The organism is Rhizobium ruizarguesonis (genome assembly GCF_017357285.1).
In the GTDB taxonomy this organism is placed as follows: Bacteria; Pseudomonadota; Alphaproteobacteria; order Rhizobiales; family Rhizobiaceae; genus Rhizobium; species Rhizobium ruizarguesonis.
This window is the reverse complement of record NZ_CP071678.1, coordinates 396,457-416,982: the sequence shown is the minus strand read 5'-3', so window position 1 is coordinate 416,982 and position 20,526 is coordinate 396,457. Positions and strand designations below refer to the sequence as shown.

Annotated in this window: 21 protein-coding genes and 1 pseudogene; 11 read left to right on the top strand and 11 right to left on the bottom strand. The window is 61.6% G+C overall.

The window, feature by feature from the left end; genetic code table 11:
- Positions 1 to 2: 2 nt before the first annotated feature.
- Together dut and J3P73_RS02015 are read left to right on the top strand one after the other, a co-directional pair.
- Positions 3 to 473, top strand: a complete 471-nt coding sequence (gene dut / locus J3P73_RS02020) for a dUTP diphosphatase (protein ID WP_130814746.1) — start codon at positions 3 to 5, stop codon at positions 471 to 473.
- Positions 473 to 1,372, top strand: a complete 900-nt coding sequence (locus J3P73_RS02015) for a GNAT family N-acetyltransferase (RefSeq protein WP_130814745.1) — start codon at positions 473 to 475, stop codon at positions 1,370 to 1,372. Before dut ends, J3P73_RS02015 begins: the two co-directional genes overlap by 1 nt.
- A gap of 6 nt (positions 1,373 to 1,378) precedes the next feature.
- On the opposite strand, the gene J3P73_RS02010 is transcribed toward J3P73_RS02015, so the two are convergent.
- The gene (locus J3P73_RS02010; protein ID WP_024322220.1) at positions 1,379 to 1,843 is read right to left on the bottom strand and encodes an Lrp/AsnC family transcriptional regulator; all 465 of its coding nucleotides are present in this window, start codon (positions 1,841 to 1,843) and stop codon (positions 1,379 to 1,381) included.
- 99 nt (positions 1,844 to 1,942) lie between these two features.
- On the opposite strand from J3P73_RS02010, the gene J3P73_RS02005 reads away from it, so the two are divergent.
- Complete coding sequence (locus tag J3P73_RS02005) at positions 1,943 to 2,857, top strand: DMT family transporter (RefSeq protein ID WP_174826447.1); 915 nt, start codon at positions 1,943 to 1,945, stop codon at positions 2,855 to 2,857.
- 47 nt (positions 2,858 to 2,904) lie between these two features.
- Here the strand turns inward: J3P73_RS02005 and J3P73_RS02000 are convergent, their stop codons facing one another.
- Positions 2,905 to 3,423: a Dps family protein gene (locus J3P73_RS02000; protein WP_003544754.1), complete on the bottom strand. Its 519-nt coding sequence runs from the start codon at positions 3,421 to 3,423 to the stop codon at positions 2,905 to 2,907.
- A 232-nt stretch (positions 3,424 to 3,655) separates the two neighbouring features.
- On the opposite strand from J3P73_RS02000, the gene J3P73_RS01995 reads away from it, so the two are divergent.
- Positions 3,656 to 4,273, top strand: coding sequence for a LysE family translocator (locus J3P73_RS01995; RefSeq protein WP_130814768.1), 618 nt, complete (start codon positions 3,656 to 3,658; stop codon positions 4,271 to 4,273).
- 145 nt (positions 4,274 to 4,418) lie between these two features.
- Positions 4,419 to 5,381, top strand: coding sequence for a cysteine synthase A (gene cysK / locus J3P73_RS01990; protein WP_003544751.1), 963 nt, complete (start codon positions 4,419 to 4,421; stop codon positions 5,379 to 5,381).
- 1,028 nt (positions 5,382 to 6,409) lie between these two features.
- Here the strand turns inward: cysK and J3P73_RS01985 are convergent.
- The 5 genes from J3P73_RS01985 to J3P73_RS01965 all read right to left on the bottom strand — a co-directional run bounded on the left by J3P73_RS01985 (position 6,410) and on the right by J3P73_RS01965 (position 12,909).
- A complete protein-coding gene (locus J3P73_RS01985; RefSeq protein WP_207579743.1) occupies positions 6,410 to 7,942 on the bottom strand; it encodes a YifB family Mg chelatase-like AAA ATPase in 1,533 nt (510 codons plus the stop codon).
- A gap of 179 nt (positions 7,943 to 8,121) precedes the next feature.
- Positions 8,122 to 9,069: a glutathione synthase gene (gshB, locus tag J3P73_RS01980; protein WP_130814743.1), complete on the bottom strand. Its 948-nt coding sequence runs from the start codon at positions 9,067 to 9,069 to the stop codon at positions 8,122 to 8,124.
- Positions 9,070 to 9,215: 146 nt separating this feature from the next.
- Complete coding sequence (locus J3P73_RS01975) at positions 9,216 to 10,238, bottom strand: ABC transporter permease (RefSeq protein ID WP_018070006.1); 1,023 nt, start codon at positions 10,236 to 10,238, stop codon at positions 9,216 to 9,218.
- Entirely contained in the window at positions 10,222 to 11,742 is a 1,521-nt protein-coding gene (locus tag J3P73_RS01970; RefSeq protein WP_130814742.1) for a sugar ABC transporter ATP-binding protein, read from the bottom strand. Before J3P73_RS01970 ends, J3P73_RS01975 begins: the two co-directional genes overlap by 17 nt.
- 180 nt (positions 11,743 to 11,922) lie before the next feature.
- Entirely contained in the window at positions 11,923 to 12,909 is a 987-nt protein-coding gene (locus tag J3P73_RS01965) for a sugar ABC transporter substrate-binding protein (RefSeq protein ID WP_207579742.1), read from the bottom strand.
- A gap of 335 nt (positions 12,910 to 13,244) precedes the next feature.
- Between J3P73_RS01965 and J3P73_RS01960 the strand changes: the two genes are divergently transcribed.
- Entirely contained in the window at positions 13,245 to 14,255 is a 1,011-nt protein-coding gene (locus J3P73_RS01960) for a LacI family DNA-binding transcriptional regulator (protein WP_024322229.1), read from the top strand.
- Positions 14,256 to 14,284: 29 nt separating this feature from the next.
- Here J3P73_RS01960 and J3P73_RS01955 read toward each other — a convergent pair whose 3' ends face one another.
- The 4 genes from J3P73_RS01955 to J3P73_RS01940 all read right to left on the bottom strand — a co-directional run bounded on the left by J3P73_RS01955 (position 14,285) and on the right by J3P73_RS01940 (position 16,348).
- Complete coding sequence (locus tag J3P73_RS01955) at positions 14,285 to 14,788, bottom strand: cupin domain-containing protein (RefSeq protein ID WP_018070002.1); 504 nt, start codon at positions 14,786 to 14,788, stop codon at positions 14,285 to 14,287.
- Between the two features lie 117 nt (positions 14,789 to 14,905).
- Positions 14,906 to 15,274: a YraN family protein gene (locus J3P73_RS01950; protein WP_130791993.1), complete on the bottom strand. Its 369-nt coding sequence runs from the start codon at positions 15,272 to 15,274 to the stop codon at positions 14,906 to 14,908.
- The gene (gene rsmI, locus J3P73_RS01945) at positions 15,264 to 16,181 is read right to left on the bottom strand and encodes a 16S rRNA (cytidine(1402)-2'-O)-methyltransferase (protein WP_130791992.1); all 918 of its coding nucleotides are present in this window, start codon (positions 16,179 to 16,181) and stop codon (positions 15,264 to 15,266) included. The genes J3P73_RS01950 and rsmI overlap by 11 nt, the downstream gene beginning before the upstream one ends.
- Complete coding sequence (locus J3P73_RS01940; RefSeq protein ID WP_165447878.1) at positions 16,178 to 16,348, bottom strand: hypothetical protein; 171 nt, start codon at positions 16,346 to 16,348, stop codon at positions 16,178 to 16,180. Before J3P73_RS01940 ends, rsmI begins: the two co-directional genes overlap by 4 nt.
- Positions 16,349 to 16,441: 93 nt before the next feature.
- Between J3P73_RS01940 and dnaN the strand changes: the two genes are divergently transcribed.
- From dnaN to pyrF, 5 genes and pseudogenes are all read left to right on the top strand, one after another.
- The gene (gene dnaN / locus J3P73_RS01935) at positions 16,442 to 17,560 is read left to right on the top strand and encodes a DNA polymerase III subunit beta (protein WP_018069998.1); all 1,119 of its coding nucleotides are present in this window, start codon (positions 16,442 to 16,444) and stop codon (positions 17,558 to 17,560) included.
- A gap of 54 nt (positions 17,561 to 17,614) precedes the next feature.
- A pseudogene (locus tag J3P73_RS01930) lies at positions 17,615 to 18,524 on the top strand (DUF72 domain-containing protein).
- A gap of 95 nt (positions 18,525 to 18,619) precedes the next feature.
- The gene (pmtA, locus tag J3P73_RS01925) at positions 18,620 to 19,219 is read left to right on the top strand and encodes a phospholipid N-methyltransferase PmtA (protein ID WP_012759835.1); all 600 of its coding nucleotides are present in this window, start codon (positions 18,620 to 18,622) and stop codon (positions 19,217 to 19,219) included.
- Position 19,220: 1 nt separating this feature from the next.
- Entirely contained in the window at positions 19,221 to 19,802 is a 582-nt protein-coding gene (locus tag J3P73_RS01920; RefSeq protein WP_024322233.1) for a histidine phosphatase family protein, read from the top strand.
- 6 nt (positions 19,803 to 19,808) lie between these two features.
- Positions 19,809 to 20,516, top strand: a complete 708-nt coding sequence (pyrF, locus tag J3P73_RS01915) for an orotidine-5'-phosphate decarboxylase (protein WP_130791990.1) — start codon at positions 19,809 to 19,811, stop codon at positions 20,514 to 20,516.
- Positions 20,517 to 20,526: the final 10 nt, after the last annotated feature.

The following is a 20,526-nucleotide window of genomic DNA, read 5'->3' as shown; positions in this document are numbered from 1 at the left end:
CTATGACCATTCATCACGATACGCGCCCGACGCTGAACCTGATCCGCTTAGCCAATGGCGAAGGCCTCGACCTCCCCGCCTATGAAAGCAAGGGAGCGGCAGGCATGGACCTGCGTGCCGCCGTCGACGAGGCAACACCGCTGACGCTTCTGCCCGGCAAACGAGCGCTGGTGCCGACCGGCTTCATCTTCGAGATCCCCGAAGGATTCGAGGGACAGGTGCGGCCACGCTCCGGCCTGGCCTTCAAAAACGGCATCACCTGCCTGAATTCGCCGGGCACCGTCGACAGCGACTATCGCGGCGAGGTGAAGGTGCTGCTCGTCAATCTCGGCGAGGAAGCCTTCGTCATCTCGCGGGGCATGCGCATCGCCCAGATGGTGATCGCACCGGTGACCCAGGCGCGGGTGGCCGAGATTACCGAGGCAAGCGAAACGATGCGCGGCGCAGGCGGCTTCGGCTCCACCGGCGTCTGATGGCCAAGCGCCTTGACAGCGCTGGCCTGACCTTCCGGCAGGATTATTTCGGCGACCCTGCCGGCTGGGCGGCGCTGGTCTGCCTGCTTCAGGATATTTTCGGCATCGATATCGGGCCGCTGCAACAGCTTGGCGGACCAGATCCGACGAGCATGCCCTTCGGCTGGCTTGTTTCCGAAGGCGAACTTGCGGCCAATATCTCAGCTTTGGCGCTGCCCTTCGTCCTCAACGGCAGGATCGTCCATGCCGCCGGGCTCCAATCCGGCGCAGTGCGGCCGCCATGGCGTGGCCGCGGGCTCTATCGCGACGTCACGGTGAAAGCGCTCGACTGGTGCGAGGAGCAGGGTTTTGAAGCCGTCATCCTCTATACCGACAAGCCGTCGCTCTACGAGCCCTACGGTTTCCGCGCGATACCGCTGCACCGATACGAGGGAGCGGCACCCGCACCTTCGACACCAGCCGCACCCGCCCGGCCGCTTTTGCCGACGAATGCGGATAATCTTGCCCTGCTGCAAGCGCTGCTGAAAAGACGAAGCCCGGTTTCGACGTCGCTGGCGGTCATAGTCAATGCGGCGATGTTTCTCATCAACACCCAGCTCGATCCCGATATCCGGATCAGCTTCCTCGAAGACAAACAGGCGGTGATCGCCTGGAACATCGATGAGACGGGCCGCTTCAGCCTTCTCGACGTCGTGGCGGCTGAGATGCCGCGGCTTGCGGCGATCCTCGCCGGACTGGAGATTGCCCCCGCCGCCGTCGAGGTGCTCTTCCGTCCCGACAAGCTCGGCTGGGAGGGTGCTCCACAATCGTTGGAAAGCGGCACGCGGCTGATGCTGCGCGGGCTCGGCGATGCCACCCCGGATTTTCCGGCGATGCTGTCGCCGATGGCGGAATTCTAGATCTCCCTATTTCCGGCGGGAAAGCGGTGGCAGGCGGCGCTTGACGGGCGAGGCTTTGATCATCGCGGTGTTGGTCTCTGCCCTTTCGGCGACCCGGTCGAGGATGCCGTCGAGGTCCGACATGGAGCGGATGACCAGGCGGGCGATAAAACAATCATCACCGGTCACCTTGTCGCATTCGATGATTTCGGGAATTTCCTCGATGATCCGCTCGACGATGTGCAGCTGTCCCGGCAGCGGACGCACGCGCACGATGGCCTGCAGGGGATAACCGACGGCGGCGGGATCGAGATCGATGGTGAAGGCCTTGATGACGCCGCGCTCCTCCAGCCGGCGCAGGCGCTCGGCGGCACTCGGCGAGGACAGGCCGACCTCCTGCGCCAGTTCCTTCAGCGAGATCCGCGCATTGCCGGCCAGCGCCTCCAGAATGGCCTGATCGATTTCGTCGAGCGGTTGCACATCATTAGCCACGGCGAGATATTCCCCTCACATGATTAGGTAGTTTCGATAAACTTCCTTTTTATCAATATATAAAATCGCCTCTCGCCGCAATATTCTTATGCCATCGAAATGGAGGCAATCATGGGCAGCGACATCAAAAGAGGCACGGCGGAAATGACTGCAGCGATGCTGATCTCGGGGACGATCGGCTGGTTCGTCGTCATGTCGGGTCAGCCTGTCAGCGGCGTGGTCTTCTGGCGCTGCCTGTTCGGCGCGGTCACTTTGCTTGTCATCTGCGGCGCTCTCGGGCTGCTGCGGCCCGGCATCATCACGCTGCGCGCCTTCGGCATCGCCATATCAGGCGGCATCGCCATCGTCTTGAACTGGCTGCTGCTCTTTGCCTCCTACTCGCATGCGACGATCTCGATCGCGACGACGGTTTATAACACCCAGCCTTTCATGCTGCTGGTGCTCGGCGCGCTCCTTCTTGGTGAGAAGATCACCGCTGCCAAGCTGTTCTGGCTGGCGCTCGCCTTCGCCGGCATGACGGCAATCGTCCAAGGAAAACCCGGTGCGGGCGGCGCTGCGTTCGACGGCTACGGCCTGGGCATCCTGATGGCGCTCGGTGCTGCCTTCTTCTACGCGCTCGCAGCGCTTGCCGCGAAATGGCTGAAAGGCACGCCGCCGCATCTGATCGCGCTCATCCAGGTCGCAACCGGCATGCTGATGCTGGCGCCGATGACGGACTTTTCTCATCCGCCCGGCGATGTTGGATCCTGGGCGATCCTGGTGACCGTCGGCGTCGTCCATACCGGGCTGATGTATGTGCTGCTTTATGGCGCGATCCAGAGGCTGCCGACGCATCTCACAGGCGCCCTGTCCTTCATCTATCCAATCGCGGCGATCCTCGTCGACCGGCTTGCCTTCGGCCATGCGCTGCAGCCGATGCAGATCGCAGGCGCGGCGATCATCCTTCTTGCCGCCGCCGGCATGAATCTCGGCTGGACGCCGCGTTGGCTGCGGCCGCGGGCGCTGGAGAGCTGAGAACCGGGCGTCCCGATCGGGATGGCTGAGACGCCCGGTTGCCGACGTTACCTCTGCGGGCGCGTCGTTTCGAACAGGAACCAGGTGCGGCGCTCGCCCTCGTCGATCCAGTTCTCGATCAGGCTGGCGGTTGCGACGTCATTGTGCTCGTCGCAAAGGCCATGCACCTCGCGCAGCAGCGAAACGAGCTGAACGTTATCCTCGCGCAGTTCCGACAACATGTCCTCGGGCGTGACGAAATCCGCGTCATTGTCCAAAAGGCGCTGCTGACGAGCGATCTGGCCGATGGAGCGCAGCGTCGTGCCACCGATCTTGCGGGCACGCTCGGCAATGTCGTCGGTCATCGCGAAGATCTGTTCCGCCTGTTCGTCGAGCAGCAGATGATAGTCGCGAAAATGCGGGCCGGACATGTGCCAATGGAAATTCTTGGTCTTCACATAAAGGGTAAAGACATCGGCGAGCAGCGCGGTCAGCGCCGCCGAAATATCGGTAGTGGCGTTGGTCGACAAGCTGGACGGCGTCTTGAGTGGCGAAAGCCTGCGGGTTTCGGCTGGCGTATGGGACATTTAATCTCTCCTTGGTGATGAAAATCTCTAGCGCCACCGGCCGGGAAAACGCGGCGGGCCGCGCTGAACGCGCATTTGCAGAGAGGGAAATAGCAAGGCCGGATCGCTTTCCAAGTGGATCATGGTCCAGCAGACCTATTCCGTATGGTTATGGACCGATCAGCGCCAAAGCATTGATGAGGAAGCGGCGCTTGCCTATAGATGGGCGGTGGAAGCCCTGAGGGTTAAGAAGATGAGCCTCACCGTCCTGATCACCTATGCCGGAGCGCTGTTCATCGCCGCGGCCATTCCGGGACCCGGGATTACCGCAATCGTTGCGCGTGCGCTCGGCTCGAATTTCCGCGAGACCTTCTTCATGGGTCTCGGCCTGGTGCTCGGCGACATGACCTATCTCACGGCGGTCATTCTCGGCCTTGCCTTCGTGGCGCAAACCTTCACCGAGGTGTTCATCGCCATCAAGATCGCCGGCGTCCTTTATCTCGGCTACATCGCCTGGAAACTCTGGACGGCGGGGCTGTTGCCGCAGGATATCGCGGCGCGGAAATCCACCAATATCGGTCTATCCTTCCTCTCCGGCCTGCTGGTGACGCTCGGCAATCCGAAGACGATGCTCTTCTATGTCGCCCTGGTGCCGACGCTGATCGATATCGGCAATATCGGCCTGCGAGACTATGCGCTCCTGCTCACCACCACCTTCATGGTGCTGATCATCGTGGTGGTGCCCTATATGCTGCTTGCCTCGCGGGCCCGCACGATGCTGAAGCAGCCTCGGGCCTTGCAGGCGCTGAACCGGGTTGCCGCCGGCATCCTCGCCGGCACGGCAGCCTTCATCGCCACGCGAGCGGCCTGAAATAAACATTCGGCAAGAAACGGTTTTCAAAGGTTTTTTTCTCTCCTGATCACTCCTCCAGGTCGAACGCGGTCTGGCCTAGACGGGCCTTTGACCCTATTCTCCCCCTCGATTTCAGGAGCAGGATTTCAAAGGGAGAGCACCCATGTCGCACAAGCCCGGCCGCGGCCGCATCTATTCCTCGATCACCGAGACCATCGGCGACACGCCGCTCGTGCGCTTCGACAAGCTGGCGCGCGAAAAGGGCGTCGTGGCGAACCTGATCGGCAAGCTTGAATTCTTCAACCCAATCGCCTCCGTGAAGGACCGCATCGGCGTCGCGATGATCGAAGGCCTCGAAGCCCAGGGCAAGATCACTCCCGGCAAGACGGTGCTGATCGAGCCGACCTCCGGCAACACAGGCATCGCGCTCGCCTTTGCCGCCGCCGCCAAGGGCTATCGGCTGATCCTCACCATGCCGGAGACGATGTCGGTCGAGCGTCGCAAGATGCTGGCGCTGCTCGGCGCCGAGCTGGTGCTGACCGAGGGGCCAAAGGGCATGAAGGGCGCCATCGCCAAGGCCGAGGAACTGGCGTCCTCCCTTCCCGATGCCGTCATCCCGCAGCAGTTCGAAAACCCTGATAATCCCGAGATCCACCGCAAGACGACGGCCGAGGAAATCTGGAACGACACCGACGGCACGGTCGATATCGTCGTCTCCGGCATCGGCACCGGCGGCACGATCACCGGTGTCGGACAGGTGCTGAAAAGCCGCAAGCCCGAGATCAAGATCATCGCCGTCGAGCCAGCCGATTCGCCGATCCTGTCCGGCGGCAACCCCGGCCCGCACAAGATCCAGGGCATCGGCGCCGGCTTCGCGCCGAAGATCCTCGATACCGGCATCTATGACGAGGTCGTCACCGTGACCAATGACGAGGCCTTCGAACAGGCGCGCCTGGTGGCCAGGCTCGAAGGCGTACCGGTCGGCATCTCCTCGGGTGCGGCGCTGACCGCCGCAATCAAGGTCGGCATCCGTCCCGAGAATGCCGGCAAGAACATCGTCATCATCATCCCCTCCTTCGCCGAGCGCTACCTCTCGACGGCGCTGTTCGAGGGTCTCGGGAGCTGAGGCTGGCTTTGGCCGGGGTCTTTCCTGCGGCCATTTATCTTGCAAAATAGCGGGCGCTTCGGCGCCCCTTCTTTTATGCCGTCACCTGCATCCCAATCTAAGCCCGACGAAAGTTCTGTGGTAATCCGGAATAACGATTGTCGATGTCCCACTTGAGCTAGTTGAATCCAAATGTTTGCGAACCTTTGCCATGACTTCCGCCATTGTCGCGTGCAAACGATTCAGCTCAGTGTGCTCTTTCGTCCGCTCCGGAGCATAGCGCGAGATGAGGTACTCCCGCTTTGCTGTCATTGCTTCCAGATGCAGGGCAGTCTTTTTTCTCAGTTTAAGTTTAGCAACGAACATTGGCTCAGCGAGATTGTGCATCCGTTTTCGTATTTCCTCCGGAGTAACGCCCTCATGACGCAGGAAGGCGTTTAAGTAGAGTTCATGGCGTGAATGGCGCACATTCGAGCTGGTGCGATGGATAGTGCAACTTGCTTCTGACCCTCGCTGAATAGGAGGATCGAAGCGCGAGAGTAGGCATTCGCCAAGTTTAGGACTTCCCAGGGTTTGGCGTTTGAGCCCGGAAATTCATTACTCATGGGCATCCCCGGCGACAGGCTTTCTCATCCTTCACTTCCGATCGACTATGTCGAACAGACCGACATCCTTCTTAAGATTTTTTCAGCCGAAGCTAATATTGTAAAGAGCAACGAAGTGAGGAGAGGCTCTTGCCCCTAATGGATTAAGCGACATGGAGGATGCCTAAATCGGCGTCCTAGGCAGCTTCGGCACCGCCTTCGGCAGATCATCCGCTTGCCACGGCATTCGCGCCGATCGCGGCTGGCAACGCGCCCGTTATGGCAGCGATCAATCGTTCCGTCGAGATTGGGTTCGCCGACAGCGACATATCTCATAATCCGACAGCGCATCAGCGGGGATGTCGCTGAGGGCAGCGATCAGCGCAAACGCGATTGACGGATCGACGGAGGTAGGCGACCTGACGACTAATGCTTCAAAATATCTGCGCGCATCCACCCTTCTTCTTAGGCCGCAGCCGTCAACCTCTCTCCAGCAATGCGATAGGAAATCGCCTCGGCGAGATGGATGCGGCCGACGGTTGGCTTGCCGTCGAGATCGGCGAGGGTGCGGGCGACCTTCAGTACGCGGTGGTAACCGCGGGCGGAGAATTTCATCTTTTCGGCGGCGTCGCGCAGCAGCTGCAGGCCGCTGGCATCGGGCTCGGCCAGTTTCTCGATCATCGCTGTGGAGCAGCGGGCATTGGTGCCGATGCCCTTTGCGCCGGTGCTTTCGAAGCGCTCCTGCTGGATCTCGCGGGCGCGGGCGACGCGGCGGGCGACATCGGCGCTGGTTTCAGCCGCCATCGGCCGGATCAGATCGGCGGCGGAGACGGCCGGCACGTCGATGCGGATATCGATGCGATCCATCAGCGGGCCGGAGATGCGGGCCTGGTAATCGCTCATGCAGCGCGGGCCGCGGGCGCAGGTATGTCCCGGCTCGCCGGCCATGCCGCAGCGGCAGGGGTTCATCGCCGCGATCAGCTGGAATTTTGCCGGATAGGAGACGCGGTGATTGGCGCGTGCGATGACGCATTCGCCGCCTTCGAGCGGTTGGCGCAGCGCATCGAGCGCCTGCGGCGTGAACTCGGGAAACTCGTCGAGAAACAGCACGCCGTGATGGGCAAGCGAAGCTTCGCCCGGACGGGCGCGCAGACCGCCGCCGACGAGGGCTGCCATGGTGGCGGAATGATGCGGGGTACGGAAGGGCCTTCGATCGGAAAGCTTGCCGCCGGAGATCTGGCCGGCGATCGAATGAACCATCGACACTTCCAGCAGCTCGGCGGCCGAAAGTGGCGGGAGGATCGATGGCAGCCTGGCCGCCAGCATCGACTTGCCGGAGCCCGGAGGACCGACCATCAGAAGATTATGGCCGCCGGCCGCGGCCACTTCGAGCGCCCGCTTGGCGCTTTCCTGGCCCTTGATCTCGGCAAGATCCGGCAGGTTTGCGGCATTGGCGCGGATCGACGCCTCCGGCCTGGACAGGACCTGCGTGCCGCGGAAATGATTGGCAAGGGCAATCAGGCTGCGGGGTGCGAGGATATCGACATCCGCGCCCGCCCAGGCGGCTTCGGCGCCGCTTTCGGCCGGGCAGATCAGCCCCTTGCCGAGCGCATTGGCGCCGATCGCAGCCGGCAGCGCGCCTGATATGGCGGCGATCGTTCCGTCGAGATTGAGCTCGCCGACGACGACAAAATCCGACAGCGCATCGGCGGGAATGGCGCCGAGGGCAGCCATCAGGGCAAGGGCGATCGGCAGATCGAAATGCGAGCCTTCTTTCGGCAGATCAGCCGGCGCCAGATTGACGGTCACCCGCTTTGCCGGCAGCGCCAGGCCGGAGGCGTGGAGGGCCGCCTGCACGCGCTCGCGGCTTTCGGCAACCGCCTTGTCGGGCAGGCCGACGATCTGCATGCCGACCTTGCCGGGAGCGACCATGACCTGGACCTCGACCGGCACACCTTCGATGCCCTGAAATGCCACCGTACTGACACGCGCGACCATAAGCCCATCCCTTGTCCCGCAAACTCTACCATACCGCCCTGCTGCCTTTGAAGGCCAGCGGTTGCAATTTGGCATGGACGAAGGAATAAAACAAGAACAATCAAAGAACGGAGTCAGGCATCCGCTGTGACCTTGGTTGTGCTCGGTCGCAGGACCAGAACGGTCTTGGGCCGCCTGGCTCAGCCGCGCTTGCGCTCGATCGCATCCCAAAGCAGGGCTGCTATATCGGCGCCGCCGAACTTCTTCACCTCGCGGATGCCTGTGGGCGAGGTGACGTTGATCTCGGTCATGTAATCGCCGATCACGTCGATGCCGACGAGCAGGAAGCCGCGCTCCCTCAGCGCCGGGCCGATGCGGGCGCAGATTTCACTTTCGCGCGCCGTCAGCTCGGTCGCCTCGGCGCGGCCGCCGACATGCATGTTGGAGCGGCTGTCGTGTTCGGCAGGCACGCGGTTGATGGCGCCGGCGAATTCGCCGTCGACCAGGATGATGCGTTTGTCGCCCTTGCGCACGTCAGGCAGATATTGCTGAGCGATGAAGGGCTCGCGGAAAAGCTGGCCGAACATTTCGAGCAGCGAAGAGAGGTTGCGGTCGTCGCGGGTCGAATGGAAGACGCCAGCGCCGCCATTGCCGTAGAGGGGCTTCAGGATGATGTCGCCCATCTCGTCGCGGAAGCGGCGGATCTCGGCGGCATCCTTGGTGATCAGCGTCTTCGGCATCAGGTCGGAGAATTCGGTGACGAAGATCTTCTCCGGCGAATTGCGCACCCAGGCCGGATCGTTGACGACGAGCGTCTTCGGGTGGATGCGCTCGAGCAGATGCGTCGAGGTGATGTAGGCCATGTCGAAGGGCGGATCCTGGCGCAGCAGCACGACATCCATGGTCGAGAGATCAACGCGCTCCGGCGCGCCAAGCTCGTAGTGATCGCCCTTGACGTCGCGCAGCACCATCGGCTCGACGCTGGCATAGAGCTTGCCGTCGCGAAAGCTCAGGCGGTCGGGGGTATAATGGAACAGCCTGTAGCCGCGCGCCTGTGCTTCCAGGCTCATGGCGAAGGTGGAATCGCCTGCGATATTGATGCCTTCGACATGGTCCATCTGGACCGCTACATTGGTGATCTTGGCCATTTCCATCCCTCGCTGAATGCCGGACAGATGTAGGTCGGCCGGATTTCAAACGCAACGGCCAATCAAGGGCTTCCGGCACTGGAGCATTTTTGTTTTTGCGCAACTCCGGACGCAAAACCGCTGCACAGTTTTGCTGGAATTGCCTTTCACCGCGTTTCGAGTTTCCGCATCAACCGGCCGCGATAGCTGTCGAGAATAACGGCGAGCACGATGACGGCGCCGATGACGATCGGCTTGATATTGTCGTCGGCGCCCAAGAGCTGCAATCCCGTCGACAGCACCTGCAGAATGCAGGCGCCGACCAGCGTGCCGACAATCGAGCCTTTGCCGCCCGAAAGGCTGGTTCCGCCGATAATAACGGCGGCGATCGCATTCAACTCGTAGCCGATGCCCGCAACCGGGCTGCCGACATTGAGACGGAGCAGATAGACCATGGCCGCAATGCCGGCCGTCAGCCCTGAGATCGTGAAGACCGCAATCTTGTACCGTTTCGGCTCATGCCCCGACAGCCGCACAGCCTCTTCATTGGTGCCGATCGCGAAGACGAAGCGCCCGAAGACGGTGTAGCGCAGCACGAACCAGCCGATGAGGACGACGACGATCGCAATCAGAAAGATCGAGGGAAATATGCCCCAGAAGATCAGGTTGCCGAAATCGACGAAAGGCTGCGGCAGGCCGGTGATCGTGGAATTGTCGCTGACCACGCGCGCCAGGCCGCTGGCGACGTTCAGCATGCCGAGGGTGACGATAAAGGACGGAAGCTTCCACTTCTCGCAAATCCAGCCGTTGACAGCGCCAAGGGCAGCACCCGTGCCCATCGACGCAAGACATGCGAGAACAATCGCCTGCCATGGCGAGAACGCCGGATTGATCATGATCGTCGCACCGATCACCGTGCAAAGGGCAAGCAGCGATCCGACCGAGAGATCGATGCCGCCGACGAGGATGACGAAGGTCATGCCGGCAGCAAGCACGGTGTTGATGGCAATCTGCACGAAGATCTTCAGGAAGTTCTCCGGCGTTGCAAAATAGGGCGCCGTCGCCGAGAAAAACGCCAGGATCAGAATGAGGGCAATGGCGACGCCTGCCTCCTTCAGCGAGATCCGGACAAGCTTGTCCCAGACGCTCACCTCTTTCGCCTCGGTCTGTTTTTCAATGTTGGCGGACACGACTGTACTCCTTGTAGGCGAGCGAAAGGATCCTGCTCTCGTCAAACTGTTCCCGAACTATTTCGCCCGATATCTTGCCGTCGGAGAATACGATGATGCGATGGCAAATGCCCATGAGCTCCGGCAGATCCGACGATACGACCAGAACGCCTTTTCCTTCGGCGGCAAACTTCCACAGAAGCTCGTAAATCTCGGCCTTTGCACCGACGTCGATTCCACGGGTCGGCTCATCGAAAATCAACACCTTGGGGCCGCGGAACAGCCATTTTGCAATGACGACCTTTTGCTGGTTGCCGCCGGAAAAGGTCCTGACCGCCTGATGGATCGACGGGGTCTTGATGCGCAGTTCGCGCACGAGGCGCTGCGAATGATCATCCTGCGCTCTTCGCATGATCAAGCCGTTGCGGGAGATCTTGCCGAGATCGGTTATGGTGGCATTTTCAGCGCAGCTCATGTCGAGCATCAAGCCCTGCATCTTGCGGTCTTCGGTTGCCAGGCAGAGCCCCGCAGCAACGGCTTCTTTCGGCGAATGGATCTTGACCGGCTCGCCATTCACGCGAATTTCGCCGGCCGCTTTGGCATCGGCGCCGAATATTGCGCGAACCGCTTCCGTCCGGCCGCTGCCGACAAGACCGGCAATACCGACGATTTCCCCCTTTGCCACGGAGAATGACAGTTCCGGGCTATTGCGCGTCACCTTCAGGCCGGACACGCCGAGCGCCTCGCCGGACACGGTGCTGTCGCTGCGAAAAATGCCATGATCCGAAAGCTTCCGCCCGACCATGAGTTCGACGATGTCAGGAATAGCAAGTCCGGACAGCGGACGCGTGATCACATGCTGGCCGTCGCGCAGCACCGTCACATCGTCGCCGACGTCAAAGATCTCCTCCAGCCTGTGCGAGATGTAGAGCGTGGTCACGCCACGCCGCTTCAGCCGCTTGAGAATCTCGAAGAGACGATCGACCTCCTTGGAGGTCAGGGTTGCCGTCGGTTCGTCGAGAACGAGAAGCTTGCTTTCGTAGCAAAGCGCCTTGGCGATCTCGACCAGCTGAAGCTGCGCGACGCTGAGGCGGCTCGCCAGTGTGGTCGGAGCCACGTCGAGCCCGACCTCTTCCAGGAGTTCGGCCGCTCTGCTGTTCATTGCCTTATAGTTCACCAGGCCGTATCGGCGCGGCAGATGCTCAAACAGCAGGTTTTCCGCTACCGTCAGGTTGGAAAGCGGGTGCAGCTCCTGGTGAATGACACGGATGCCCGCCTTGAAGGCCTCCAATGGCGAGGCCGGATCATATTGCTTGCCGTCAAACAGGATGTGACCGTCATCCGGCCTGAAGACACCGCCGAGCAGATTGATCAGGGTCGACTTTCCAGCACCGTTCTCGCCGAGAAGAACGTGCCCCTTGCCGCGGCCGATCCGCATGGAGACATCCTTGAGCGCCACGACGCCCGGGAAGCGCTTGCCGATCCCTTCCAGCCTCAAAATGTCGTCATTTGCTGCGTCTGACACGTCGACCTCATACACGCTCTGTTCGAACTCCGCGCAGCGCGCATCCTAGGGCTCGGAAGCGAGCCTCATCCGGAGCGAATAACGCGTCGATCGGTTGGTAGCGGTTAGCGCCGGCCAACAGCCGGCGCTTCCTGTAGGGTACCGCGCGTCTTGTCAGACACGCGATGCGGGCGATCTCGACTATTTGAGATCCGCTGCGGTGACCAGCTTGATGTCGGTCTTGACCCAGCCGGTGAATGTCTCGCCGGCAAGTTCACGCATGCCATACTGGATGCCGAGGACCGCCATCTGCGCGCCATACTGTTCGACGGTGGCAAGCATCTTGCCATCCTTGATCAGAGGCTGAACCGGCGGAATGTTATCGAAGCCGACAACCTTGATCTTGCCGCTCTGACCGGCCGCATCGAGCGCCTTGACAACGCCGAGGGCCATGGAGTCGTTGGCTGCCATCACGCCCTGAATATCCTTATACTTCGTCAGGAAATTCGTCATGACGGTATTGGCTTCTTCCGTCTCCCAATGGGCCGTCTTGCTGTCGAGAAGCTCGAGCTTGCCAGACTTGACGGAGTCCATGAAGCCTTCCTTGCGCTCCTTGGCATTATCGGCCTCGGGGTTACCCTCGAGGATGACAACCTTGGCGCCGGGTCCCAGATCCTTGGCGAGCGCATCGCCCGCAAGCTTCGCCCCGCCCTTATTGTCAGGACCGAAGAACGCGAGATCGATACCGGCTTTCTTCTTCGCATCGGCATCGAGCGGCACGTCGATGTTGATGACCTTGACGCCAGCCTTGACTGCCTTTGCCAGAGGGGTTGCCATTGCCTTTGAATCGGCCGGCGCGACAACGATGATATCGTATTTCTGCGTGACGAAGTTTTCGACGGCATCGACCTGCGCGGCGAAGTCACGCTCATCCTTCATGCCGACGGCCTTGAAGTCGAACTTGTCCTTGTTTTCGGCCGCATATTTGTCGGCTCCTGCCTTCATTTGCTTGAAGAACTCATTGGACAAGGACTTCATGATCAGGCCGACCTTCGGCTTGCCGGCCGCAAAGGCGGGCGACACGCCACAGGACAGCGCAAGCACCAAGGTGCCGGCAAGTCCAAGCTTCAATGCCGCACGGCGCGGCGCATTGATCAAGACGGCTTCACGCTTCATAAAATTGGACATTTTTTCCTCCCGAACGGCCCTGGGCTCAGCTCCACCTGAGTTGCCCGCGGCAATGAACCGTTTCCAACGACATCTGGGTAGCACGCCTTTAAAAATTGTCAAGCAGTGGAAATCGGCCCAAGCATCCGCCTTTGCCGCCTCCTTCGATCCATATCAACGCGGATATGATGAACCGTTTCCATTGAGCGTCGGCCCACGCTCGTGCTATGGAGACTGGCGGTTAAAATTGAGATGCAGCCCTTTGACGAGGGCGGTAAAGACCATTAGCTGGAAGCGTCGATCAGGCGCCCGTCGGTGTCTTCCGAAGGCGTAGAGAAAGGGCCACTGTTTCCGTTATGTCAAAGGTCGGGATTCGAGAGGTTGCCAAGCTTGCGGGAGTTTCCACCGGGACCGTTTCGCGGGTTTTGAATGATCATCCCTCGGTGACAAAGGAATTGCGGGCGCGCGTCACAGCGATCATCAAAGACCTCGGCTATACGCCCGACCCGTCGGCGAGAAGCATGCGCGGCAAGGTCAGCCGCCTCATCGGCATCGTCATTCCGGATCTGACCAATCCGTTCTTCGCGGAGCTTGTCCAATCGGCGGAACAGGCGGCGGCAAATCACGGCTATAATATCATCGTCATGACGTCGTTTGATCACGCGGCCAAAGAGGCCGACCGCATCAAGCAGCTGACCAGCCGAAAGGTCGACGGCATCATGCTCGTTCCCAGCAATGATTTCCACACACTCAAACTGCCGAAGGGATTGCCGATCGTCGTCGTCGACCGTCTCATGCCGGGATATTCCGGCATAGCCGCCGATCACCGCAATGGGGTTCGGCTTGGCGTCGAGCATCTTTTGCAGCTCGGCCATCGCCGCATCGGCTTCATTTCGGGGCCAGGGCACTCCGTCCCCGCCAACGATCGCCTCAGGGGCTATCTCGATGCAATCGAGCAGGCGGATGACAGAACGCCAATGGCGGGGCCACCGCTGATCGCCGAGGCGGCTTTCGACTATGAGAGCGGCCGTTCCGCGGGAAATTATCTTCTGGCCCGCGCGCGAAACGAGCGGCCGACGGCGATCTTTGCAAGTTCGGACCAGCAGGCAATCGGCTGCATGCGGGCAGCCCATGATCTGGGAATCCCGATACCGGCAGCCCTTTCGATCCTTGGCTTCGACGGCATCCCGCTCGCAAGCATGACCACGCCACGACTGACGACGGTGAAACAGCCGATTCAAGACATAGCCGCAGCCGCGGTGGCCGTTCTGTTGAACAAGCAAACCGCGCCCGACCTCGACAATCCGATCCTATTCGGCTGCGAGATCTTGAAGGGCGAAACAACCGCCCCGCCTCAGCCCGATTAGCGCATAGGCCCGAGCAGCGAAGTCGATCTTCAGGCGGCGATGCCCTGGTTGCCGCTGTTGCGCAGCATGTTGCGGAGACGGTAGGCGATCGCCAAGGGCTTCGGGAAGGGTTTTCGCAGGAAGGCGACCTTGCGGACGTAATTGTCGACCCGCCAGCTCGCCCAGGTTCCGCCTGCAAAAAAAGCGACGTCGCCGGCACGCAGGGTTCGTTCCGTGCCGTCCTCGGCAGTGATATGGACCTCGCCTTCGAGGATCATCACCGTCTCGTCCCAGCCGAAGCGCCAGCGGAATTCGCCCGCCGTGCAGTCCCAGATCGCCGTTAGCGATGCTTCGTCATGACCGCGCGAATGTTCGGCGGTGCGAGCCTGCGGATTGCCGCTGACGATCCAGTCCGGATTGATCGGCGTCGGCTTCAATGGCAGCAGGTCGCTCGCATGCGCCACGAAGGATTTTCCGGCCGGCTTCGCCACGACATAAGGCGCGGAGCGCGCGGCCATGGCGACCGCACTTGCAAGCATCAGCTTCCAGGCCATGAAACAACCCCCAATTGTTATCCCTACCGAGATTTGGGTAGCAGAGAGTCGTAAGAACCTTGTTCACGCGCGGACTAAAAGTTTAACGATCCGGAAATCCAATGGGTCGAACGGAGGTCAGAAGGCATCCGGAAAGTGCCGCGGCAGCCGGCCGGGCATGATCGCCACAATATCATAACGCTGGGAAAGGCGGGCCTGATCCGCCTGGCGGGCCAGCCAGAGATCGCTTGCCGCCCGTATCCGCTTCTGCGCGGCGATAGAGACGGCATCGACCGCCGCGGCCTCGCCATGGCGGGCCTTGACCTCGACGAAGACGGCGAGATCGCCCTTGCGGGCAATAATATCAATCTCGCCGAGCCGGGTGCGGTGGCGCAGCGCCAGGATGCGGTAGCCCTTCAGCATCAGGAAGGCGGCCGCGATATATTCCGACATGCGGCCCCGGCGCAGCGCCTTCCTCCTGATGGCGGTGAGATCGCTATCGCCCATCGGCGTTCTTGATCTCCAGCAGGCGCTGGTAGAGCACCTTGCGCGGCAGGCCGGTGAGGCGGGCGGCCTCGGTCGCGGCGCCTGCCGTCGGCATCGACTTCGACAGGTCGGCCAGCATGGCTTCAACATCAGCCTCATCTGTCTCGACCGGCTCCGGCGGACCGATCACGAGGACGATCTCGCCCTTGACGTTTTCCACCTGCTGATAATGCGCCGCAAGGTCGGCAAGCGTGCCGCGGCGGAACTCCTCATAGGTCTTGGTCAGCTCGCGGCAGACAGAGGCGGGCCGAGTAGGCCCGAGCACATCGGCAGCGGCCAGAAGCGTTGCGCCGATGCGATGCGGCGATTCAAAGAAGATCAGCGTCGCGGGTGCCGCGGCAAGTTCACTGAGACGGTCGCGGCGGGCCTTGTCCTTGGCCGGCAGGAAACCGGCGAAAAGGAAGGCATCGTTCGGCAGGCCGGAGCCGACAAGGGCTGCGAGCGGCGCGGAGGCGCCGGGAATGGGAATGACACGGTAACCTGCCGCTATCGCCTGCCGTGCCAGCCGATAGCCGGGATCGGAAACCAGCGGCGTGCCGGCATCGGAAACCAGCGCCACCGAGCGCCCGGCTTCGAGCGCCTGCAGCAGCCTTGGACCGGCCTCGTCGGCATTGTGCTCGTGATAGGCGAAGGGGCGGTTCTGGATGCCGTAGCGGTCGAGCAGCACGCGGGTGACGCGCGTATCCTCGCAGGCAAGCACATCGGCGCCGGCCAGCGTTTCCAGCGCCCGCAGGGTGATGTCGCCGAGATTGCCGATGGGGGTGGCGACGAGATAGAGCGCCGGCTCCAGCGGCCGCGCCGGCACCGTTGCATTGTGCAGGCGGAAGCTTCGCCGGCTGGCGGCGTCCGCTGTCGTTTCCTCATTCATGCCATTTGCTTTCGTCCCGCCGGCTCTTGGCCGGCATCGAAGCCTTTATGGGCGAGCCGCACCGCTTCGGCAAGGGTTCGGATTTCTGTGAGCATTGCTCTGGAAAACGGCAAATGCAGGGGTGCCGACGTCCATGCCTCTTGCAAAGCAATGCTGAAGTCTGCCATTTTGCCCGTCCACTCCCCCGGCCTCAAGCCGGGACAGCATTCTTCGGGTGCTCGACGCGCCCGGACAGTCACGGTCGAAAGCGGTAGCATCCCATGCGTATTACTATTGAGCGGTCAAACCTGTTGAAATCGCTGAACCACGTCCACCGCGTGGTCGAACGTCGCAACACGATCCCGATCCTGTCCAACGTATTGCTCAAGGCCGACGGCCAGAAGCTCGACATGAAGGCGACCGACCTCGATCTTGAGATTACCGAGGCGACACCGGCAAGCGTCGAACAGCCCGGCGCCACCACCGTTCCCGCGCATCTTCTCTACGACATCGTGCGCAAGCTTCCCGACGGCTCGGAAGTGCTGCTTGCCACCAGCACCGATGGCGGCGCGATGACCGTACAGTCCGGCCGCTCGAAATTCTCGCTGCAGTGCCTGCCGGAATCGGACTTCCCTGATCTCACCGCCGGCACCTTCACGCATAGCTTCAAGCTGAAGGCGACCGATCTGAAAATGCTGATCGACCGCACCCAGTTCGCGATCTCGACGGAAGAGACGCGTTATTATCTCAACGGCATCTTCTTCCACACGATCGAGAGCAATGGCGAGCTGAAACTCAGGGCGGTTGCCACCGACGGCCACAGGCTGGCGCGCGCCGATGTCGATGCGCCCTCCGGTTCCGAGGGCATGCCCGGCATCATCATTCCGCGCAAGACGGTCGGCGAGTTGCAGAAGCTGGTCGACAATCCCGAAACGTTGGTGACCGTCGAGGTCTCCGACGCCAAGATCCGGCTGACGATCGGCTCGATCGTCATGACGTCGAAACTGATCGACGGCACCTTCCCGGATTATCAGCGCGTCATCCCCACCGGCAACGACAAGGAAATGCGCGTCGACTGCACGACCTTCGCACAGGCCGTCGACCGCGTCTCGACCATCTCCTCCGAGCGCGGACGCGCCGTCAAGCTGGCGCTTTCCGAGGGGCAGTTGATGCTGACCGTCAACAATCCCGATTCCGGCAGTGCGACTGAGGAAGTCGCCGTCGGCTACGACACCGATGCGATGGAAATCGGCTTCAACGCCAAATACCTGCTCGACATCACCGCCCAGCTTTCCGGCGAGGAGGCGATCTTCCTGCTTGCCGATGCCGGCTCGCCGACACTGATCCGCGACACGGCCGGCGACGATGCGCTCTACGTGCTGATGCCGATGCGCGTCTGAGGGGAACGAAGGCGACCGCTTGCCGTTTTTCCTCCTGTCAAAACGGAGGATCCCATGACCAAAAAGGCGGGAACGGTGCGCATCGGTATATCCGGCTGGACCTATGCGCCCTGGCGCGGCCAATTCTACCCAAAGGACCTGCCGCAGAAGCAGGAGCTTTCCTTCGCCGCCCGGCACTTCCGGTCGATCGAGATCAACGGCACCTTCTACGGATTGCAGCGGCCCGAAAGCTTCGGCCGCTGGCGCGATGAGACGCCGAATGATTTCGTCTTCGCGGTCAAGGGACCGCGCTTCATCACCCATATGCTGCGGCTGCAGAATATCCAGACGGCGCTCGCCAATTTCCTCGCCTCGGGCCTGCTGCGGCTTGGCCCCAAGCTCGGGCCGATCCTCTGGCAATTGCCGCCGAACATGGCCTTCGACCCATCCCTTTTCGAAAGTTTTTTGTCGCTGCTGCCGCATGACCGCGACGCGGCGATAGCGCTTGCGAAGCAGCACGACTGGCATATCAAGGGACCGGCCTGGCTTAAAAGCGACGGGCACCAGCCGATCCGTCATGCGCTCGAAATCCGCCACGAGAGCTTCCGCTCACCTATCTTCATCGACATGCTGAGGCGTCACAAGGTCGCTCTCGTCTGCGCCGATACGGTGAAATGGCCGCTGCTGATGGATATCACCGCCGATTTCGTCTATTGCCGCCTGCATGGTTCCGAAAAGCTCTATGTCAGCGGCTACGAGGGCGAAGCCCTCGACATATGGGCGCAACGCATCCGCGCCTGGGCCAGGGGTGGAGAAGCTGAGAATGCGACGCGAGTGCTGTCGCCCGTGCCGGTGCGAAACAAGGGCCGCGACGTCTATCTCTATTTCGACAATACCGACGTGAAACTGCGCCCCTATCGATGCCGATCATTTGAGCCAAAGGCTCGCCGATCTCATGCCTCGTTCAGCGCCCGAAGCTGCATGAACTGTTGATGCCGATGTCCTTGTTGCGAAAATCCTTGTCCCTTAAGCGACAAGCGGCATATTAAGGCATTCGATCAACATGCGGATGGGTGGAGAATGAGCTTACGGGTCAAGGTGAAGGAACGGTTGGGCAAGAAGTTCGACGACGAGATCCGCTTCTTCCGGGGCATGATGCAGGGGCCGAAGACGGTGGGCTCGATCGTGCCGACCTCCTCGATCACGGCGAAGCGCATGGCAAGCGTCGTCGATATCCATTCCGGGCTGCCGGTGCTTGAACTCGGACCGGGCACGGGCGCCATCACCAAGGCCATTCTCGGCCGCGGCGTCCGTCCGGAAAATCTCGTCGCAATCGAATATTCGACGGATTTTCATAAACATCTGCAGCGGACCTACCCCGGCGTGCACTTCATCAACGGCGATGCCTTCGATCTTCAGAGCACCCTTGGCAATTTCAGCGGTCTCACCTTCGATTCCGTCGTCTCGGGCATTCCGCTTCTGAATTTCCCAATGGCGAAGCGCATCTCGCTGCTCGAAAGCCTACTCGATCGACTGCCGGCCGGCCGGCCGATGGTGCAGATTTCCTACGGCGCGATCTCGCCGATCGCCGCCAATCCCGACCGCTACCATATCCAGCATTTCGACTTCGTCATGCGCAATATTCCGCCGGCGCAGCTCTGGATCTATAAGCGCGGCTGAGATGTTCGGGATCTACATCACTCATCCGCAAGTCAAGATCGATCCGAACGTGCCCGTGCCGAAATGGGGGCTTTCCGATATCGGTGCGGCGCGCGCCCGCAAAGCGGCAGAGAGCAGCTGGGCCAGGCAATTGCGGCGCATCGTCTCTAGCGACGAGACGAAGGCGATCGAAACGGCCGAAATCCTGGCGGAAGCTTCCGGCGTGCCCGTCGAGGTCGTTCACGCCATGCACGAGAACGACCGCTCGGCCACTGGCTTCCTGCCGCCGCCGCAATTCGAAGAAGCTGCCGACTGGTTCTTTGCCCATCCGGAGCAGAGCTTCAAAGGCTGGGAGCGCGCCGTCGATGCCCAGGCCCGCATCGTCGAGGCTGTTAACGCCGTTCTTGCCACGCATGATGCGACGTCGCCGATCGCCTTTGTCGGCCATGGCGGCGTCGGCACGCTGCTCAAATGCCATCTGGCGGGCAGCCCGATCACGCGCGACCGCGACCAGCCGGGCGGCGGCGGCAATCTCTATGCTTTCGGTCTTGCGGATCGGGGCCTAACATGCGACTGGACGCCGATCGAAGACTGGCAGGGGTGACTTCAGATGGACGCACGCGAGCGGTTGATCGTCGGCCTGGATGTTCCAACGATCGATGAGGCGGAAAGACTGGTTTCCGCGCTCGGCGACGACATTCTCTTCTATAAGATCGGCTATCAGCTGGTCTTTGCCGGCGGCCTGGAATTCGCCCGCGATCTTGCCGCAAGTGGCAAGAAGATCTTTCTCGACATGAAACTGCTCGACATCGACAACACCGTCGCCTCCGGCGTCGAGAACATCGCCAAGATGGGCATGTCGATGCTGACGCTGCATGCCTATCCGAAAGCCATGAAGGCGGCGGTCGAGGCCGCGGCCGGCTCCGGCCTCTGCCTGCTCGGCGTGACCGTGCTGACCTCGATGGATGCCGGTGACCTTGCCGAGGCCGGCTACAGCCAGGATCCGCACAGCCTGGTGTTGCGCCGCGCCGAACAGGCGCGCGCAGCCGGCATGGGCGGCATCGTCTGCTCGGCGGAGGAGGCGGCTGCGGTGCGCGAGATCGTCGGATCCGACATGGCAATCGTCACCCCCGGCATTCGCCCTGATGGCAGCGACAAGGGCGACCAGAAGCGGGTGATGACGCCTTTCGACGCGCTGAAGGCGGGAGCGACGCATCTCGTTGTCGGCCGGCCTGTCGTCAAGGCGCCGGATCCCCGAGAGGCCGCCCGCGCGATCCTCAGCGAGATGGTGACGGCACTCTGGCCGGCAAATCGCTGACCGCAATCAA

Coding starts and splice junctions, on each gene's coding strand:
- gshB (WP_130814743.1), bottom strand. CDS start 9,069: ATGGCCAAGATCACCAATGTAGCGGTCCAGATGGACCATGTCGAAGGC.
- rsmI (WP_130791992.1), bottom strand. CDS start 16,181: ATGAATGAGGAAACGACAGCGGACGCCGCCAGCCGGCGAAGCTTCCGC.
- J3P73_RS01965 (WP_207579742.1), bottom strand. CDS start 12,909: ATGTCCAATTTTATGAAGCGTGAAGCCGTCTTGATCAATGCGCCGCGC.
- J3P73_RS01950 (WP_130791993.1), bottom strand. CDS start 15,274: ATGGGCGATAGCGATCTCACCGCCATCAGGAGGAAGGCGCTGCGCCGG.
- cysK (WP_003544751.1), top strand. CDS start 4,419: ATGTCGCACAAGCCCGGCCGCGGCCGCATCTATTCCTCGATCACCGAG.
- dnaN (WP_018069998.1), top strand. CDS start 16,442: ATGCGTATTACTATTGAGCGGTCAAACCTGTTGAAATCGCTGAACCAC.
- J3P73_RS01985 (WP_207579743.1), bottom strand. CDS start 7,942: ATGGTCGCGCGTGTCAGTACGGTGGCATTTCAGGGCATCGAAGGTGTG.
- J3P73_RS02005 (WP_174826447.1), top strand. CDS start 1,943: ATGGAGGCAATCATGGGCAGCGACATCAAAAGAGGCACGGCGGAAATG.
- J3P73_RS02000 (WP_003544754.1), bottom strand. CDS start 3,423: ATGTCCCATACGCCAGCCGAAACCCGCAGGCTTTCGCCACTCAAGACG.
- J3P73_RS01960 (WP_024322229.1), top strand. CDS start 13,245: ATGTCAAAGGTCGGGATTCGAGAGGTTGCCAAGCTTGCGGGAGTTTCC.
- J3P73_RS01955 (WP_018070002.1), bottom strand. CDS start 14,788: ATGGCCTGGAAGCTGATGCTTGCAAGTGCGGTCGCCATGGCCGCGCGC.
- J3P73_RS01920 (WP_024322233.1), top strand. CDS start 19,221: ATGTTCGGGATCTACATCACTCATCCGCAAGTCAAGATCGATCCGAAC.
- pyrF (WP_130791990.1), top strand. CDS start 19,809: ATGGACGCACGCGAGCGGTTGATCGTCGGCCTGGATGTTCCAACGATC.
- J3P73_RS01995 (WP_130814768.1), top strand. CDS start 3,656: ATGAGCCTCACCGTCCTGATCACCTATGCCGGAGCGCTGTTCATCGCC.
- J3P73_RS02015 (WP_130814745.1), top strand. CDS start 473: ATGGCCAAGCGCCTTGACAGCGCTGGCCTGACCTTCCGGCAGGATTAT.
- pmtA (WP_012759835.1), top strand. CDS start 18,620: ATGAGCTTACGGGTCAAGGTGAAGGAACGGTTGGGCAAGAAGTTCGAC.
- dut (WP_130814746.1), top strand. CDS start 3: ATGACCATTCATCACGATACGCGCCCGACGCTGAACCTGATCCGCTTA.
- J3P73_RS01940 (WP_165447878.1), bottom strand. CDS start 16,348: ATGGCAGACTTCAGCATTGCTTTGCAAGAGGCATGGACGTCGGCACCC.